This window comes from Stenotrophomonas sp. GD04145, assembly GCF_029835135.1.
GTDB classification, from domain to species: domain Bacteria; phylum Pseudomonadota; class Gammaproteobacteria; order Xanthomonadales; family Xanthomonadaceae; genus Stenotrophomonas; species Stenotrophomonas maltophilia_P.
Genome location: NZ_JAODZG010000006.1, coordinates 84,527 through 102,377, shown reverse-complemented (window position 1 = coordinate 102,377; position 17,851 = coordinate 84,527). Strand labels below are relative to the sequence as shown.

17 protein-coding genes are annotated in these 17,851 nt (G+C 66.0%); 9 read left to right on the top strand and 8 right to left on the bottom strand.

The features are described from left to right. The first annotated feature begins 44 nt into the window (after window positions 1-44). Entirely contained in the window at window positions 45-209 is a 165-nt protein-coding gene (locus N7367_RS05450) for a hypothetical protein (RefSeq protein ID WP_180875603.1), read from the top strand. A 52-nt stretch (window positions 210-261) separates the two neighbouring features. Here N7367_RS05450 and N7367_RS05445 read toward each other — a convergent pair whose 3' ends face one another. The 6 genes from N7367_RS05445 to N7367_RS05420 all read right to left on the bottom strand — a co-directional run bounded on the left by N7367_RS05445 (window position 262) and on the right by N7367_RS05420 (window position 6,209). Next, window positions 262-879 (bottom strand): YiiX/YebB-like N1pC/P60 family cysteine hydrolase, encoded by a 618-nt coding sequence (locus tag N7367_RS05445; protein ID WP_065181487.1) that lies wholly within the window; start codon window positions 877-879, stop codon window positions 262-264. Between the two features lie 59 nt (window positions 880-938). Beyond that, window positions 939-1,622 (bottom strand): VOC family protein, encoded by a 684-nt coding sequence (locus N7367_RS05440; protein WP_279941889.1) that lies wholly within the window; start codon window positions 1,620-1,622, stop codon window positions 939-941. Window positions 1,623-1,712: 90 nt separating this feature from the next. Continuing rightward, window positions 1,713-2,801 carry an alpha/beta fold hydrolase gene (locus tag N7367_RS05435; protein ID WP_279941888.1) on the bottom strand — a complete coding sequence of 363 codons (1,089 nt, stop codon included), beginning with the start codon at window positions 2,799-2,801 and terminating at the stop codon, window positions 1,713-1,715. A gap of 30 nt (window positions 2,802-2,831) precedes the next feature. Continuing rightward, window positions 2,832-3,656, bottom strand: coding sequence for an AraC family transcriptional regulator (locus N7367_RS05430; RefSeq protein WP_065174337.1), 825 nt, complete (start codon window positions 3,654-3,656; stop codon window positions 2,832-2,834). Window positions 3,657-3,837: 181 nt separating this feature from the next. After that, on the bottom strand, window positions 3,838-4,434 hold the full coding sequence (locus N7367_RS05425; protein ID WP_345781889.1) for a DNA breaking-rejoining protein: 597 nt from the start codon (window positions 4,432-4,434) through the stop codon (window positions 3,838-3,840). Next, window positions 4,434-6,209, bottom strand: coding sequence for a S8 family serine peptidase (locus tag N7367_RS05420; RefSeq protein ID WP_279941886.1), 1,776 nt, complete (start codon window positions 6,207-6,209; stop codon window positions 4,434-4,436). Before N7367_RS05420 ends, N7367_RS05425 begins: the two co-directional genes overlap by 1 nt. Before the next feature lie 286 nt (window positions 6,210-6,495). On the opposite strand from N7367_RS05420, the gene N7367_RS05415 reads away from it, so the two are divergent. Together N7367_RS05415 and N7367_RS05410 are read left to right on the top strand one after the other, a co-directional pair. Continuing rightward, on the top strand, window positions 6,496-6,936 hold the full coding sequence (locus tag N7367_RS05415) for a DUF2231 domain-containing protein (RefSeq protein WP_053518153.1): 441 nt from the start codon (window positions 6,496-6,498) through the stop codon (window positions 6,934-6,936). After that, window positions 6,929-8,239, top strand: coding sequence for a sorbosone dehydrogenase family protein (locus N7367_RS05410; protein WP_053518151.1), 1,311 nt, complete (start codon window positions 6,929-6,931; stop codon window positions 8,237-8,239). The genes N7367_RS05415 and N7367_RS05410 overlap by 8 nt, the downstream gene beginning before the upstream one ends. 130 nt (window positions 8,240-8,369) lie before the next feature. On the opposite strand, the gene N7367_RS05405 is transcribed toward N7367_RS05410, so the two are convergent. After that, window positions 8,370-9,032 (bottom strand): exopolysaccharide biosynthesis protein, encoded by a 663-nt coding sequence (locus N7367_RS05405; protein WP_279941885.1) that lies wholly within the window; start codon window positions 9,030-9,032, stop codon window positions 8,370-8,372. 149 nt (window positions 9,033-9,181) lie between these two features. On the opposite strand from N7367_RS05405, the gene yidA reads away from it, so the two are divergent. The 3 genes from yidA (at window position 9,182) to N7367_RS05390 (ending at window position 11,383) form a co-directional block, all read left to right on the top strand. Further along, complete coding sequence (yidA, locus tag N7367_RS05400; protein WP_279941884.1) at window positions 9,182-10,015, top strand: sugar-phosphatase; 834 nt, start codon at window positions 9,182-9,184, stop codon at window positions 10,013-10,015. Between the two features lie 183 nt (window positions 10,016-10,198). Beyond that, window positions 10,199-10,726, top strand: coding sequence for a hypothetical protein (locus N7367_RS05395; protein WP_279941883.1), 528 nt, complete (start codon window positions 10,199-10,201; stop codon window positions 10,724-10,726). 261 nt (window positions 10,727-10,987) lie between these two features. Next, window positions 10,988-11,383: a hypothetical protein gene (locus N7367_RS05390; RefSeq protein ID WP_345781890.1), complete on the top strand. Its 396-nt coding sequence runs from the start codon at window positions 10,988-10,990 to the stop codon at window positions 11,381-11,383. A 12-nt stretch (window positions 11,384-11,395) separates the two neighbouring features. Here N7367_RS05390 and N7367_RS05385 read toward each other — a convergent pair whose 3' ends face one another. After that, a complete protein-coding gene (locus tag N7367_RS05385) occupies window positions 11,396-12,901 on the bottom strand; it encodes a YifB family Mg chelatase-like AAA ATPase (protein ID WP_279941881.1) in 1,506 nt (501 codons plus the stop codon). A 272-nt stretch (window positions 12,902-13,173) separates the two neighbouring features. Here N7367_RS05385 and N7367_RS05380 point away from each other — a divergent pair, with 272 nt between their 5' ends. The 3 genes from N7367_RS05380 to N7367_RS05370 all read left to right on the top strand — a co-directional run bounded on the left by N7367_RS05380 (window position 13,174) and on the right by N7367_RS05370 (window position 17,849). Then, a complete protein-coding gene (locus N7367_RS05380; RefSeq protein WP_279941879.1) occupies window positions 13,174-16,167 on the top strand; it encodes a TonB-dependent receptor in 2,994 nt (997 codons plus the stop codon). Window positions 16,168-16,708: 541 nt separating this feature from the next. Further along, the gene (locus tag N7367_RS05375) at window positions 16,709-17,311 is read left to right on the top strand and encodes a DUF998 domain-containing protein (RefSeq protein ID WP_164151930.1); all 603 of its coding nucleotides are present in this window, start codon (window positions 16,709-16,711) and stop codon (window positions 17,309-17,311) included. Window positions 17,312-17,414: 103 nt separating this feature from the next. Then, the gene (locus N7367_RS05370; RefSeq protein WP_164151932.1) at window positions 17,415-17,849 is read left to right on the top strand and encodes a DUF4279 domain-containing protein; all 435 of its coding nucleotides are present in this window, start codon (window positions 17,415-17,417) and stop codon (window positions 17,847-17,849) included. Window positions 17,850-17,851 lie beyond the last annotated feature (2 nt).

Here is a 17,851-nt window from a genome sequence, read left to right as displayed (position 1 = left end):
GGCCGCAACCACCGCATTCCGCGAGTGGCACTGGAGACACCGCAATGGGCCAGCACAATCAGAACCAGCAGAACCAGCAGAACCAGAAGCAGCAGGATCAGCAGGATCAGCAGGGGCGCGGTCGCGATCAGCAGCAGCAACAGCAGCAGGAACAGCAGCAGCGCGGCCAGCGCAACCAGCAGCAGGGCGGGCAGGACGAGGAAGAGTGACCCTCGCGTCCCTGTCCAGCATCGCCTGAAGCCCCGCCTTGTGCGGGGCTTCTCATTCCAGTGTGCCGATCCGCTCCAGCACGGGCGCCGCCGACATGTCGTTGGGATTGGTACCCGGTACGCCCTGCGGTACGTCCATGCCCATGCTGCGGTAGAGGTCGATCCAATGCCGGGCGATCTTCCCGGTCTGCGGATTGCGGAAGTTCATCGGCTGCAGCGCGAATACATGGTGGGCACGGAAGGCACGTTCGATGAAGTCCGAGCAGTAGTAGCTGTCATCGTTCGGCACGTAGGAGGCGTTGTAGGGCCTTCCAAGCAGGGTACGCGCGGTGGCGACGGCGTCGCCGATGGCAGCGTTGTGCGGTGCGCGCAGGCGGTAGACCACGATCTGCCGCAGCCGGGCGCGCGCCTCCTGCTGGAACGTAGCCAACGTCTGCCGGCGCGAGCCCTTCTCGTCCGCATGCAGCACTTCCCAGCCCTGCGTCGTGGCGGCCACCAGACCCACATGATCGAAACCGGGATGAGCCTGAGTACCGGTCGCGTCATCGATGGCAGCGCTCAGGCCACTTTGCCCTGCGGTGACGAACAGCAGGTCGCCCTCCTGGAGATCCACGGCCGTCGCCGCGGCAGCGGGCAACAACAGGGCGAACAACAGCAGGATGCGGCGCATGGAGGGTCCGGCAACGGGAGGGAACGCCATTGTAGGTTCCTGCACGGCACACGGCCCGTTCAGCCCCGCCGATGCGGTACGGCGCGTACCTCCCAGCCCAGTTCCGCATCCCGCAGCTTGCCCGCGGGTACATCTCCCAGCAGCACCTGCAATCCCCGTGCGTTGGGCAGGTCCTTCTGTTCGGGGAACCAGCGGCGGTCGGCGGCAACGACGATCAGCAGGCCCTCGTCATCGCCCATTGGTGCGAACCGGGCCGACGGCATGCTGATCGGTTGCAGGCCGAAGCGCCCGGTGGCCTGCAGGCGCACCGAATCGACATCGTGGCTGGGCAGGCCGACTTCGCTCAGACAGGTCATCTCACTGCCATGGAAGGCGCCTTCCTGCGGACTGCAGGGAAGCCGGCGCCGGCCGATCAGCTCCAGGATCAGTCCATCCGGGCCGGTGAAGTACACCGACTGCGATTGCCAGCTGCTTTCCAGCGCGAAGTAGTCCAGTCCTGCCGGGTTGCGCTGCAGCGGCGTACGCTCGCGCAGCCAGGTCATGGCGGCCGCGAAGCGGTTGTCCGGCACGTTGAAGGCCAGGTGCACGCCGCCGACCGCGACGTCCTCGGCCAGCCGCAGCTCGATCGTGCTCCAGCCGATGTGAATGCGGTTGTCGCTGACCGGCAGCTGCAACACATCGTGGAAATAGGCCGCCACCCCGGTGACGTCGGATACCGGCAGGGTGAGATGCAACAGACGCATGGTCTCTCCGCCTCGAAGCGTGCGCTGACAGTGTAGCGGCACGGGTCTTCGCGCGCCGTCGTCATCCGTGCAACAGGGCGTCGCGAAGCGCTATGGACGCGGCTTCAGGGCGGCCTCGAAGAACCGCTGCGCCTCCGCCATGGTGCGTGCATGCGTCTGCGCTCTTGGCGTCTGGCTGCTGCACAGGGCGGGCAGTCGCTGCTGGCCCAGCGGCGTGCATTCGGACAGGAAGTCGTAGTGGCCGACACCGGGCAGGACATCCAGTCTCGCCTCCGTGATGGACGCCTTGGCGACCTCCGCGTTGGTGGCCGCAGGAGCGACCGTGTCCGCCGCGCCCTGGAGGATCGACACCGGTTGCCGCAGCGCCTGCAACTGCTGAGGCGGGAACGCCTGCATGATCGCCGGTGCCATCAGAAACACGGCGCGCACACCCGGGACCGGGCGGGCATCATCGGCGTGGGCCATCCACGGCGCCAGATCCGCTGCCGCCGCCGCGGCCTTGCGAGCCTCCAGGGTGTGCGACGGCGCCTCGCTCTGGGGCTGGCACACACCGTCATCCGGATGGGCTTCGCAGAATTCACGCAGCCGCCGCAGATCCGGCCGCGCCCCCGCCGCCAGCAGGGCCGTGTAGCCTCCGGCCGAGAAGCCCATTACACCGATCCGCTCCGCATCCACGTGCGGCCCCAGCCTGGGATCGGCCTGCACGGCGGCCAGTGCGGCGCGCAGATCATCCGCACGCAGCCAGCTCAGCATGCTGCCACGCAGGGTCAATTCATCCACGCCGTTGTTGCCGGGATGATCGACGGCGATCACCAGATAACCGGCGCGCGCCAACGCGGTGCCCAGCCAGCCCATCATGCGGGCGCTGCCGCCGTTGCCATGGGAGAGCAGCAAGGTCGGCAGGCGGCCACCGGCAATGGCGGCTTCCGGCGCCGCCTGGCCCACCACGAACAACGGTGCATCGGGCGGACCGATACGCAGAGGCACTTCGCTGCTGCCCGCCATAGCCGGATACCAGACGGTGTAGCGAAGCGTATCGCGCTGCTGCGCGTCGCGTACCGCAGCGCTGGACACGGTGGTCACTGCCTGGTGTTCGCCGGCCAGGCCACTGCCGGGGACGCCGGCGAGCGACGCGGGGGCAATCAGGACCAGGCCCAGCAGCAGGTGCATCAAGCGCATCGCACGACTCCTTTCAGTGTGTTGCATTCATCAGGGGTGGGGGTCCACGGGCAGCCAGATCTCCACACCGCCATTGCCGCTGTGCTCGTCGAAGCGGGCGTCGTAGCGTTCCAGGTCCGGCGCCGCGGCAAGACTCAATCCGGAGGTGGGCAGATAGTGATCCAGCAACCAGAACCAGGTGGCGCGGATGGACGAGATGTGGCCGTCATGCCAGGCCACCAGATAGCGGCGCGCGGGAATCTGCAGGCGCTGCCAATGTGCTGGAATCGAGGTCAGCGCGGCGCTGGGCAAGGCGGCCAGGTAGGTGAATCCGCCGTCGTCATCGCTGTCGTGGCATACACCAAAACTGACCGGTGCGGGTTTGGGCCACTCCCGGTTGAGCTGCGCCCATTGGCCGGGGATGGCGCCACTGCTGTGGCGGGTGTGGCGCATGCCGATTCCGGCCACCTGGAACGAAGGCGTGTCGAGCAGGCGCGGTGCCACGCTGCAGGCGGTGGGAATGTCGTCCACGCGCGCCGCCTGCACCAGGACCAGATCCGCAGTGCCGGACTCGCGCACCCGTTCGGGGGTCTGCCCGAACTGCTCGCAGAAGGCACGGGTGAACGCGGCATGCGTGGAATAACCCGCGTCCATCGCCACCGGCAGGATTTCGTCGGCACCGTCGGCCAGCCGCTGCGCCGCCATGCTCAAGCGGCGGCCGCGCAGGTAGCGCATCACCGACGTGCCGGTGCGCGCGTGGAACAGACGCGACAGATGGAAGGGCGACAGGCCAGCGGCTGCCGCGATATCGGCCAACGCCAGCGGACGGCCCGCATGGGTTTCGATGTACCACAACGCCTTGCCTGCCGCGCTCATCCCGCCATCCCCGCTGCACTGTCCGGCACAGTAGCGGATCGGCTGCCGCTGCGCTTAGCAGTTCTTGCGCAGTGGATGGCTGACATGGGGGAGAGAACCGGGCCGCCGGTCGACTCCGGCAAAGTCCCCGGCCGGCCGGGAGAGCCGGCCCGCCGGGGATACCACACAACGCTCTACCGCCTTACTTGGTTTCTTCCCACTGCACGACGTCGGGCTCGGCGGCGCGGATGCCGGCGGTCGACAGCAGTCGTGTGGTCGCGTCCAGTGCGGCGTTCACCGATGGGTACTCGACGATCGCACGGCCGGAGGCCTTGGACACCTTCACCACGGTGCCGCCGGTGGCCGTTGCCGCGCGCTGTGCGGAGGCCGCATCGGTGAAGAAGACCTTTACCCGGGAGGTAGCCACCACCGGCGCACCGTCGCTGGAAACCGCGGCGGCGAACTTGCCGGCGCCAGCATCCAGACGCGCGGCGGCGCCGGTGCTGCTGGCGTCGGTGGAGCGCTTGCTGCGGGTGCCGGTGGCGGGCGCCGGTGCGTCGGTCGAGGGCGTGATGCGGAACTCACCGCCCTTGGCCTGCTGCACGGTGGCCGACGGCGCCAGCTGGAAGCGGGTCGCGCCCACGTTGAACGCGCGGCCCGTGGCCCCGGCCTTCAGTTCCTGTGCGTCCACGGCAGACAGGCTCCTGGCTGCAGGGGCCTGGGTCGAGCTCTGTGCCCAGGCGGTAGAGGAGATCGCCGCGACGGCGAGGGTGGTCAGCAGAATGGTCGTCTTCATCATCAGTGCCCCAGAACGCGGATCTTGAAGAATTCGAGGCTGCCGCGCGACGCTGCGTTCGCGGACTGCCCCATGTCGGTCACTTCCAGGGTCCAGGTGCCGTTGCCGGTCTCATCCAGGAAGGCGTTGCTGGACAGCAGGTCCCAACTGGTGAAGTTGCGCTGGATCGCCACGGAACCCGACAGGCCGGAGCCGATCGACGTGAACGCCGGCTGCACCACGCTGCGCGTGCCGCTGGGCGAAACCAGCACGAACTGCAGCTGGCGGGTGTTGCTGTGACTCACCCGGAAGCCCAGCTGCACCGATTCGACGTTGCGTGCGACATTGGCCAGCTGCACCGTCAGCCGCGCTGCAGCAGCGGAGGTGTTGCCGATGGCGACCCGGCGCGTGGTGTTGCGCCATCCGCTGTCCACCAGCGGGCCCAGAGACTGGAAGTTCTCTGCGACCTCCACCGCGCGCGCCGCGTTGACTACGCCGAAGCCGTACCAGTTGCTGTAGGCCCGGTTTGCAGCGTTGACGGTCCAGCCCGGCACCAGCGTGCGTCCATCGGCGAGTGTCACGGCAGGCTGGTTCGGGTGGTTGCGGGTGGCTGTGGTGGCAAGGATGTACTTCACGTCGCGGTACGTCAGGTTGGGATTGGTTTCCAGCACCAGCGCCGCCACGCCCGACACCATCGGCGCCGAGGCCGAGGTGCCGTTCATCTTGGCGGTGTAATTGCAGGTGCTGTCGACAGCGGACTGATTGCCGTCCAGTGTGTTGCGCAGGCTCGTGTTCTTGTTGCTGCCCTGCGCGCAGCCGGTGACATCGGTGGTGACGATGGCCGGATCGTAGCGGACGGCAGGCTGGCCCGGGACGACCTGCCGCTGCCAGCCGTACTCGCCACCGAATGCGGACACCCACAGCGCGGCACCGGTGGACGAATAGGACGAACGCACGCCGTCGGCGCGCACCGCACCCACGGTGATCACATTGAACAGATTGTTGCGGGGGTCGCGGCCGGCAGGCACGCAGCCGGTGCCGCGGTTTTTGGTGTCGGTGGTGCAGACATCCTGCGTCTGGCTGATCGATGCGTTGTTGAAGTTGTTGCCGGCGGACTTCACGTAGATGCCGCCGCTGCCGCCGCGCGTGCCTGACAGGGCCTGCTCGTACGCGCGGATATCGTTCTCGCTGAACGCGAACGGCAGGTTCGGATTGCCCGGGCCTGCGCCCCAGCTGTTGTTGAACACCTGCACGTCGGCGGCCTCGGCGCCGTCCCACCACGAGTACTCGATGTTGGCCGTCTGGCTGCCGCTTGCATCGGAGGCCAGTACGTTGAAGCCCTTCAGCGTGGCCGCCGGGGCGACGCCGCGCACGCCCACGCCGTTGGCGCCCACCGCGCCGGCAATGCCGCCGACCATGGTGCCGTGATTGTCCACATCCGGAGCGGAGGGGGAGGGGTTGTTGGAGTTGTTGGCAAAGTTCTTGCCCGCCACGGCTGCCACATTGGCGGCCAGGTCCGGGTGGGCGATCTGCAGGCCGTCGTCGACGATGCCGATGATCACCCCTTCGCCGCGGATGCCATTGCGGAACAGCCCATCCACGTTCAGATCATTGCCGGCAACCGGGCGCGTGTCGCCCTGTACCGCTTGCCCGGTGTTGAGCAGATGCCACTGGATCCCGGCCAACGGATCGGCCTGCTGGGCCTGGGCGGTCACGGCCAGGCTGCCCAGTACCAGGGCAGTGGCCAGGGCCAGCCGCGCGGAGCGCGGTGGCGCGGAGTGGTGCGTGTGTCGCTTCATACACGAATCCTTCTGTTGTGAATCGGCATGGCAGGACGGCGGGACGGAATTGCCCCATCGCAACGAGCCAAACGCGACACAACCGAGAACCCCCTACCTCTTCACGGCAGCAATCTGCAGATGTGCCGATTGCGTCACAAACACTCATGCCTCGCGGTAATGACGACTGCGCATTCCTGTTGTAAGGCCGAGCCTGGCCTCGTCGCAGAACCGAAGGCTCATCGCGCGCCTTCACCACCGACTGTGCTACCAAGGCCCCTGCACTTCCCCGCAATGGAGCAGGACGATGGTCAATCCGCTGGCCCAGGCCCATCGTGGCCTTGGCACGACGCTGTTCAGCCTGTTGAACCCGATCCCGTTCGGCTTCTTCGTCGGCGCCCTCATCTTCGATGCCATCTACCTCAACTCTGCAGAGGTGATGTGGGGCAAATCTGCGGCCTGGCTGATCACGTTCGGCCTGCTCATCGCCATCGTGCCGCGACTGATCAACCTGTTCGCCGTCTGGCGCCGGGGCAACACTGCCACGCGCATCGACCGCCTCGATTTCCTGCTCAATCTGGTGGCGGTCGCCCTGGCCATCTGGAACGCCTTCGTGCACAGCCGTGATGCGTATGCGGTGGCCGTTCCCGGCACGATCCTGTCGGCGCTGACCGTTGCACTGATCGGTCTTGGCCATGTCCTGTTGTCACTGCAGCCGCCGGTGCTGCAAGGAGGCCGTCATGGTTGATCGCATCGTGCCTGCTGCAGGCGGGCTGGTCCTGGCCGCAATCCTGTCGGCGTGTGCCGGCAAAGCCGAATATCACCCCAGCGAACAATCCGGTGCGCATCCGCCGCTGCCGGCGCCGGAGAACTACCTGATGCCGCCCATGCAGGTACCGCGCGGGGTGGGCTGGGCCGATGGGCAGGCGCCGTCGGTGGCCGACGGACTGAAGATCGAGCGCATCGCTGCCAACCTGCAGCACCCGCGCCGCCTGCTGACCCTGCCCAATGGCGATGTGCTGGTGGTGGAAGGCAACGGTCCGGGCACCGAGCCGGTCACCACCCCCAAGCAATGGATTGCCGGCAAGGTGAAGGCGCGCTCGGGCAAGGCCGGCAAGGGAGGCAACCGGGTCACGCTGCTGCGGCGCGCGCCCGGTACTGCCACATGGACCCAGCACGTCTACATCGAGGGCCTGCATTCGCCATTCGGCATCGCCCTGATCGGCGACACGCTGTACGTCGCCAACACCGACAACATCATGAAGTACCACTACGTGCCCGGCGAAACGCGCATGTCCGACAAGGGCAGCGAATTCACCGACCTCCCCAGCACCGTCAACCACCACTGGACCAAGGATCTGCTGGCCAGCCGCGATGGCAGCAAGCTGTACGTGGGCGTGGGCTCCAACAGCAACATCACCGAAAACGGCCTGGCCATCGAGTACCGGCGCGCGGTGGTGCTGGAGGTGGACGTGGCGACCAGCGGCAGCCGCATCTATGCCTCCGGCCTGCGCAACCCCACCGGCCTGGACTGGGAACCCAGCACCGGCAGGCTGTGGGCAGTGGTGAACGAGCGTGACGAGATCGGTGCCGACCTGGTGCCGGACTATCTCACCTCGGTACAGGAGCATGGTTTCTACGGCTGGCCGTACAGCTACTACGGCCAGCATGTGGACGAGCGCGTGCAGCCGCAGCGGCCGGATCTGGTGGCCAAGGCGATCCGCCCGGACTACGCCATCGGTTCGCACGTGGCACCGTTGGGGCTGCTGTTCTATACCGGCCAGGCACTGCCGGCGAAGTACCACGGCGGCGCCTTCATCGGCGAACATGGCAGCTGGGACCGCTCTCCGCTGAGCGGCTATGAAGTGGTGTATGTGCCGTTCAAGGATGGCAGGCCGACGGGGCGTCCGCAGACCGTGGTCAGTGGCTTTGCCTCGGAGGACGAGAAGACATTGAGGGGCGCACCGGTGGGCATGGCCATCGACAGCGAGGGCGCCCTGCTGGTGGCCGACGACGTCGGCGATGTGGTGTGGCGTGTGTCGGCCAGGTAGCTCTGCAGAGTCCAGCCATGCTCGACTGCTCTGGATCTGGCTTCTGTAGGGCCGAGCCCATGCTCGGCCTACGCGCGCAGCGCTGGGTTTCCGCGTACAGGTCGAAGAGCAGCCGAACGTGGGCTCGGCTCTACAGTTCCGTGGTACCGCTGCGGATCCCGCTGAACACCGATTCGGCCGCAAACCCGACGCCGCCCAGCAGCACGCCGAAGTACGCAACCGTGGCGACCAGGAAGGCATAGCCGGCTGCCACCGCCGCGCCATCACGCTGGATGAAGCCGATGGCGAAGGACATCAGGGCAAGTGCCGGCAGCGTGTTGCTGAAGGGAATCGGCCCGGCCGGCGCCATCAGCAGCAGCGTGGCCACGATCAGGGCCAGGTTGTTCAGGCGCATCATCTTCTTCGAGCGCACCATCACCGCCAGCCGCATCGGTCGCGACAGGCGCTCCATGCGGTGCACCCACTTCAGTGCGCGGCCAAGGTTGGCCTTCAGCTTGTCGGTGGCGATCTCGCGACGGGCCAGCTTCTGGGGCACCCACAGCGGGCGGTTGCGCACCCGGCTCAGGCCGATCAGCAGGATCGAGGCACCGAATACGGTACTCAGCCCGGGAATCGACACCGGAATGATGAAGATGGCCGAGAGCAGGATCACGATCAGCAGCAGGCCTTCATCGCCCAGCGCGCCGAGCAAGGTGCCGACGCTGACCTGGTCACCGGGCAGCTCGTCGATCATCTGCTCGATCTGCTGGGCCAAGGGGGCGCTGTCGTTGGTTTCGGGGGCACGGTAGGTCATGCGTCGCAAGCTTCTCCAGGGAAGGGCGGTCAACGGGCCGTCCTGCGGTGTGGGACGCACAGGCTCTGGCAGTATCCCGGCCAACGTGGGCAAAGAGGTGAACCGGGCATGAGGGGGTAAACTGGCGTGCCCCGCATGAGTTGAACGCAATGGACATGGGCCGCAGGCAATCGACCGTCGAACTGGTCGCCATCGACATGGATGGCACCCTGCTGGATCCCACCCACGCGCTCACCGCACGCGCCAAGCAGGCTATCGCGCAGGCGCGCGCGCTGGGCGTGCACATCGTGCTGACCAGCGGCCGCCCGGTCCCCGGCCTGGCGCCGTTCCTGCACGAACTGGGCATTGATGGCAACGACGACTACTGCATCGCCTGCAACGGCGGCCTGGTGCAGCGCATCGGCACGCGTGAAACGGTGGTCGAGTACCCGCTCAGCTTTGACGATTTCCTGTTCTGCGAGCAGGTGGCGCGCGAACTGGGCGTGCACTTCCAGGCGCTGGACAGCCAGCGCATGTACACGCCCAATCAGGACATCAGCTATTACACGGTGGCCGACTCGCACCTTTCGCGCATGCCGCTGTCGTACCGCCGAGTGGCCGACATGGATCCCACCATGTCCTTCATCAAGCTGATGATGATTGATGAGCCGGAGGTGCTGGACGCGGCCATCGCGCGGTTGCCCAGTGAGCTGACCGAGCGTTTCGCGGTGCTGAAGAGCGCGCCGTTCTTCCTGGAGGTGTTCGATCATCGTGCAGGCAAGGGCCCCAGCCTGCAGAAACTGGCGGAGCACCTGGGGATCGACCGTGCCAACGTCATGGCCATCGGCGACCAGGAGAACGACCTGACCATGCTGCAGTACGCCGGCACCAGCGTGGCGATGGGCAACGCCATTGACGCGGTGAAGGCGGTGGCGCGGTTTGAAACCACCAGCAATGCCGATGACGGCGTGGCACGCGCCATTGAGCGCTTCGTGCTGCGGTAAGGCGCCTGGCTGTACCCGCGCATAGGTCGCATGCTCCCGCCGCCATCAGCGCTGTTCGGCGTCAGATCCTTTTACGGATTGAAGGGTTCTGGCTTCAGGGCGCGATTCAACTATCATGCAGACCACAAATGTTGGAGGGGCTGGCGTCATGAGCCGCCATGCGTGATTCCAGGGGGAACGTGGATGATTGAGATACCCAACGAAGCTGTGGTTATCATCGCGACGGGCTGTGTCACGGTCGTTTCGTCGGTGATCGCCCAGATCGGCGTCTCATTGACGGAGTCCCGCAAGGCCTCCCGCGAACATGCGAGAGAGCTGCAGAACAAGGAGCAGGATCGGATCCAGGCGGAGCGCGAAGTAAAATCGTTGAAGCTGGGCGAATTGTGGTCAGCAATAGAGCTGGCCAGGATCCGGCTCGCTGACGCGAATCTTCAGTCGCGAACCAGTAGCTCATTTCCCCCTCCTGTGCTCGAGCAGGCATCCAAGCCAACCAGTGACGCCTACGGAATTTCCCTCCTGCATTTTCCGGAGTTGCGACCCTTTGCTTACGGACTGCATGCTGCTACGGCAGAGCTGGAAAATGAACTGTGGTTTGGAGGTTCGGACGATCAGATCGATGCACTGCTTGATAAGGTGACCGATGCGCGAACCTCGTTGGCGGATGCCATCGAGAAGGCCGCATCAAGCCTTGCCGTAACTGCAAAACAGTAGGAATCGGCGCGCAGGCGTGTGCAGTCGCGCAGCGCTGCCACTGCTTCGGGTCCAGCCCTCCACTGCTGAACGGGCCGGTGGCCACCAGCCGTAGTGCATTGATCCCAGAGGATGACGGTAACAGTCAGGGCAAGCGTGACGAGGGCAAAGTGTTGCCCGTTGCGCTGCAGATCGACCGGACTGGAGCCGGATCTCCTTGCACAGAAGTGGAAACGGCCGGCAGGCATTCTCCGGCCCCGGCGGCGGCGCAAGGTTCCCACAATGTTGTGGGCCCATCCTGCCGGGATGACACAGCACATCCCGCGATCACCGCTGCAGGGCACCCGAAGCCAGGGACGGCGCCTGCGTGGGCCATTCCTGGCTTCGGCGATCGACATGCAGGCCGAATACCAGTTCTGGCACGTGTATGAGCGCGTGGTGCGGCCGCTGCCCGGTGGCGGCTTGAACCGTGCCTGGCTGGTCTGCCAGAAGGTCTATCGGGACCGATGGCAACATCCGCACGATAGCCAGGCCGCTGGCTTGTCACGGGTTCTGTTCGGCAAGAACATGACCGCCGAGCGGGCATCCGAATTGATGGAACTGCATGCGTTGGTCAGTCGCCGGGTGGCGGCGCTGGTGAGGCGGGATAGGCAGGCGCTGCAGGGCCTGTCTCTTTGACTCCGGATGGCGTTAGCGGTTCTGTGTGCCCCGATCCAGCTGTCGATAGCCAATCGCCTCGGCCAGATGTGCGGTCTGGATGTTCTCGCACCCGGCCAGGTCGGCAATCGTGCGTGCCACGCGCAGAATGCGATGCATCGCGCGCGCTGACAGCTGCAGGCGCTCGATGGCATGTTCCAGAAGATCCTGGTCGGCCTCGCTCAGTCGCGTGCACGCGCGCAGCGCAGCGGGCGGCAGATGCGCATTGAGTCCCCCGCGCATCTGCTGCCGCGCATGCGCAGCCTCCACCCGCCTGCGCACCGCATCACTGGGCTCGCCCAGCGGCGTGCTCTCGCGCAGCTCCACCGCATCCATGCGCGTCACCGCGATGTGCAGGTCGATGCGGTCCAGCAACGGGCCCGAGACTCGGGCGCGATAGCGGGTGATCCGCTCATCGGTGCACAGGCAACGGTTGCTGCGGTCGCCGGCCCAACCGCAGGGGCAGGGGTTCATCGCCGCGACCAGCTGGAACCGCGCCGGAAACATCACGCTGCGTGCAGCACGGGCGATGCGGATGTGGCCCGATTCCAGCGGTTCGCGCAGGGTCTCCAGCGCGCTGCGGTTCCACTCGGGAAGTTCATCCAGGAACAGCACCCCATGGTGCGCCAGTGATATCTCGCCGGGGCAGGGCGGATTGCCGCCGCCCACCAGTGCCGCAGCGCTGGCGCTGTGGTGCGGCGCGCGGAATGGTCGTTGCCGCCATCGCTTCGGGTCCAGCCCTTCGCCGCTGACCGAGGTGATGGCCGCCAGCTGCAACGCATCGATCTCGGTGGACGCCGGCAGCAGCCCGGGAAGGCGTGACGCAAGCAGGGTCTTGCCACAACCGGGGCTGCCGATCAGCAGCAGGTGGTGCCCGCCGGCCGCAGCCACCTCCAGCGCCCGCCGTGCATGCACCTGCCCGCGCACATCGGCCAGATCCGGCAGCGGCAGGGGCATGGTGTCCACCCGCTCAACCTGCGGCAGCAGGCGCGGATTGCCCAACCCGGCGCAGCATTCCAGTAACGTGCGGGCCACGCGCACGTCGGCGTGTTCGGCCAGCGCCGATTCGGCCGCATTCCCCGGTGGGACCACCAGGATGCGGCCCGCTTCGGCCGCCGCGATGGCGGCGGGCAGCGCGCCTGCAACCGGGCGCAGCTCGCCGGTCAGGCCCAGCTCGCCCAGGAACTCGTACGGCAGCAGCGACTGCGGCGGGATCTGGCCACTGGCGGCAAGAATGCCCAGGGCGATGGCCAGATCGTAGCGCCCACCTTCCTTGGGCAGGTCGGCGGGCGCAAGGTTCAGGGTGATGCGCCGTTGCGGGAAATCAAAGCGCGCGCAGAGCAGCGCCGCACGTACGCGTTCGCGCGACTCGCGCACACTGGTTTCGGCCAGACCGACGATCTGGGTGGCGGGCAGGCCACCGGAAAGATGTACTTCCACCCGCACCAGCGGGGCCTCGACCCCGGCGCGGGCACGGCTGTAGACCAGGGCCAGGCTCATGTGTGCTTCCTGCAGAGAGAGAGGCTCGATGGTGCGGCCGTCACTCTGTCCGTCGCCATCAGGCATTGCTGGCCAGGCGCCTAGGGCTTTCCTGCGTGGCACGAGGAGGGGGGGAGGCACCGACGCGCGCGCGGCTCGGTATGACCGTCGGCCAAAAGCAGATAACCACTGAGCATTTCTGCATTGGGGCGCGGGCGGGGTTAATGAATGTGCGATGTCTGGTCCACCGATTGCGGCTGGCATTGCTTCCCCCACTACCCGTACAGCCCACGATGACGACAGCTCGTTCTTCACTGCGCCCGCGATTGCTGGCTTTGGCGGTGTTGCTTGCCACCGCGTCTCCCACACTTCATGCGCAGTCCACCACCGGCGCGATCGCCGGACAGGCGCCGGCCACCGCCCAGCGCATCTTCGTTCGCAGCGATACCGGCCTCACCCGCGAGGTGACGGTCGATGGACGAGGCCGCTTTACCGTCGGCCAGCTGCCACTGGGCCGCTACGTGGTGGAAGCACGCGATGCCGAAGGGAACGTGCTGCAGACCCGCGAGGGCATTTCGCTGACGGTAGGCGCCAGTACCGAGGTGTCCTTCGCTGACGTCATCCGGCTGGACGGTGTGCAGGTCAGCGCCGACCGGGCCGCGGCTGCGATCGATGTCAGCAGCGTGGACTCGCGCACGGTGATCACGGCCGAGCAGCTGCAGCGCCTGCCACTGGGTCGCTCGGCCGAGGCGATCGCGCAGCTTGCGCCCGGGGTCAGCGGCAACAGTGGCAATGGCACCTATGCCGGCCCGACCGGTGCACAGCTGGTGAGCTTCGGCGGTTCGTCCGCTGCCGAGAACGCCTACTACATCAATGGCTTCAACAGCACCGATCCACTGCGCGGTCTGGGTGGCCTCACGCTGCCCTACGGCAGCATCGACCAGCAGGAAATCTACACCGGTGGCTACAGCGCCAAGTACGGCCGTTCCGATGGCGGCGTCATCAATGCGGTGGGCAAGCGCGGCACCAATGAGTGGCGATTCGGTGGCCAGGTCACCTGGGAACCAGCGTCCACGCGCTCGGACAAGGACGATGTGCGTTACCCGGGCAATGGCGCGCTGTATTCACCGGAAAGCCAGGACCGCGAGTGGGTGACCACGCAGAGCATCTACGCCGGTGGCCCGCTCCTGGAAGACCGGCTGTTCTTCTTCGGCTCGTACGAGCTCGAGCGCCGTGAGGGCACCGACGTCAAGAATGTGGAGGCGACCAATGCTTACTCCCGCTATGAGTACGACCGCCCGCGCTGGTACGCCAAGCTGGACTGGAACATCACCGACAACCACCTGCTGGAACTGACCGGAGCCTCCAGCCGCAATGTCTTCCGGGGCGATAGCTTCGCTTACGACTACGACACGCTCACCCGCGGTGCGCAGCGTGGCAAGGAAGACACCACCAAGACCGGTGGCGACCTGTGGACGGCCAAGTACACTGGCTACCTGACCGACCGGCTTACCGTCAGCGCGCAGTATGGCGAAATGCGTACCGATGACTACATCGGCAACCCGGCCTACGACGGCAGCCTGACCTACATCAGCAGCGCCACGCTGCAGAATCCGGCGCTGAACGGTGGTACGCCGATCACCAATGCGCAGACCACGTCGCTGTTGGTCAACCCGGATCGCGGCAACCGCACCAACAACCTGCGACTGGATGCGAACTACAGATGGGGCAACCACAGCATCACGGTCGGCATCGACAACCAGAATGCCCGTGCGCTCAACCGTGGCTCGGTGGCCTCCGCCGACGGTTACTACTGGATCTATGGCCAGTCCAACCCGAACGTGCCCCTCAATACCGGCCTGGGCGTGCCGGCCACCGGCGGCATCCGCAATGGTGAGGAGGGTTATTACGTGCGCCAGTACATCTACAGCGCACTGGCGTCGGTACGCGCCTCGCAGCGGGCGCAGTACATCGAGGACAGCTGGCAGGTGACCGACCGCCTGCTGTTGAACCTGGGCCTGCGCCTGGATCAGTTCACCAACTACAACCGCGATGGCGACGCCTACATCAAGCAGACCAGCGGGCAGTGGGCGCCGCGGCTGGGCTTCAGCTGGGACGTCGACGGCGACGGGCGCTTCAAGGTGTTCGGCAACGTGGGTCGCTACTACCTCGCGCTGCCGCTCAACCCTGCATTCAACGCGGCGGGCGCGACGCTGGCCACCTCGACGTACTACACCTATGGCGGCATCGACAGCAACGGTTATCCAACCGACCTCACCGCGTTCTCCGGCGCGGTGTCGGCCAACAACTACTACGGCGTGCTGCCCGATCCGAAGACGGTGGCGACCTCCGGCATCGAGCCGTCCTACCAGGACGAGTTCATCCTGGGCTTCAGCAGGGCGCTCGGCCAGAACTGGGTGTACGGCGCGAAGGCGACCTATCGGGTGCTGCGCAGCGGCGTGGATGACTACTGCGATATCGGCGCGGTGCTGGCCAAGGCCGACAGCCTGGGGTATGACGTCACCAAGGACAGCAATCCGGTCAGTTGCTGGTTGATCAATCCTGGCCGTGCGAACACCTTCAATCTGGTCGATACCAGCGGCAACTACGTAAGCGTGCCGCTGACCAATGCCGAGATGGGCTTCCCCAGGTTCAAGCGCAACTACTACGCGGTGAACCTGTCGCTGGAGCACCCGTTTGATGGCCGCTGGTATGGCCGGGCGGACTACACGTGGTCGCGCAGCTATGGCACCACCGAAGGCCAGCTGCTGTCGGGCATCGGCCAGACGGCGGTGTCGACCACGCAGGCCTGGGATTACGCGCAGCTGATGGAACACACCAACGGGCCGCAGAGCAACGACCACACCCACCAGTTCAAGCTGCATGGTTACTACCAGTTGACGCCGGAATGGCTGGTCTCGGCCAACCTCAAGGCGATTTCCGGCGCGCCCTTCAGCGCGTTGGGTTCGTATGGCCCGAACTTCGAAGACCCTTCCGGCTACGGCATTGCCTACCACTTCTACAACGGCCAGCCCGCGCCTCCGGGCAGCCAGGGGCGGCTGCCCTGGCTGAAACAGCTGGATCTGGGTGTCTCCTACCGGCCTTCGGTGGCGGCTGGGCGACTGGGCTTCAACCTGGATGTGTTCAACGTATTCAACAGCCAGGTGGCGTTGTGGAAATCGCCGTACTCCGAGTTGGATCCGGGGCAGCCGGACCCGCTGTACGGCGCAGCGACGGTACGGCAGGCACCGCGCTCGCTGCGCGTCAGCGTGAGCTACGACTACTGAGGGAATGCGCCGGCACGGGCGGGCATAAGCTGCCACCAGTAGGGGGGCGGACGATGCGTGGCTCGAAAACCGGGTTGTGTTGGGCCGGCGGGCACGAGGCCCCCACGCACCGCCCGCCATGGCCGGCAGGCGGAGACTTCATCACAACGGCGGGTTTTCGAGGCCCGGCCACCGATCCACGGTGGCCGGGCAACAATTACCTGCCGTTGTGGGGAGTGCCAAGGGATCGGGGCCAATGCGGCCAGGCCCGAGACGTTTCTGGCATTGTCGTATAGGGAGGAGTGGCGCGAGAGGCTTGAACGGCGGGGCTTTCGGTACTTCTGCGACGGCCCCGTCAGATTCGTCTGTTGGAGGGAGAAGAGTGCGTTGATTGCGACAGCGTGCGGCGCGCGTCTGCGAAGGTGCGAGTGACTTTCCACCTATTGACCGTCCAGCGCGCCACGGCGAGTCTGACTGCCGCGGCACTGCCCTTAGGACGAGAGGGCGGTGGTGTTTGAATGGATTCGCCGACCCGCGCAGACCCCGACAAGGATCATTGCAGATGTTGCGCCACAGCCGACCTCTTCTTTTCGCGGGTCTGATACCCCTGCCATGGTTCCTGTTCTGGACCACCGTTGCTGCGATGCTCGCACCCGGTTACAACCCGATTGCACAGCACGCCAGCGAGCTGCTGCAGGCACCCGCGCTCGCAAGCCTGTGCGGACGGATCGCCGCCATCGGCTGCGGGCTGGGGTTCGTACTGTTTGCCATCGCGCTATGGCGGGAATCCGGGCGCCGGATCGCCGTGGGTGCCGCCTGCTGGATGATCTTTGGCGTCTCCATGTTGACCAATGGGCTCTGGCCCATGGGTCATCCGATGCACGGCTTCTACGCCATCGGTATCGCGAACATCATTGCGCCGGCGATGTCGCATATCGAACTGCGGGCCTGGTCGGCCAACCGAAGGGCCTATGCCGTGACTGCCGTGGTGAGCATCGCGGCAGTGGTCTATCTATGGTTGAACCTGGTGGGCGCGGATCCGCAGGGTTTCAGGGGACTCACCCAGCGCCTGTTCTCTTCCATCAACTCCCTGTGGCCCTTCCTGGTCGCGCTGTACCTGCTGCGCAGGGGGCCAAGTGCACTACAGACGCAGCCCGCGCATTGATGGACAGGCGTGCAGGCACGGGGCAATCGCGCAGGTCCGATCAAGGCTGACATTGACGGGACGCGCATACTGAAAGACATTCCGAAAAGACGACCCGACTTCAATGGCAGCATTCGATCATTCCCTGGTAACGCTTCGATTTTTCGGCGACGACCTTCTGCCGGATGAGATCAGTGCCCTGCTGGGGGCGGCTCCAACCGCCTCGCATCACAAGGGCCAGGAACTTGGAGGCAGCCACTCGGGCGTCGTGCGTATCGCCAGGACCGGAAGCTGGCGAATGGCCGCGATGCGTCGTGAGCCTGAAGATCTGGAGGCTCAGATTTTTGAGATCCTTGATCAGCTCACCGGAGATCCCGCCATATGGAAGTCGCTGGCACGGTTCCGGCCTGACCTGTTCTGCGGCCTTTTCATGGGCAGCAGCAATGATGGTGTCTCGCTTTCGCCCAAGGTCCTGCTCGCCCTGGGAAAGCGCGGCATCGAGCTCGGCCTTGACATCTACGATGCCGATGAAGATGTGCGCAACGCTCAGCACCAATAGAC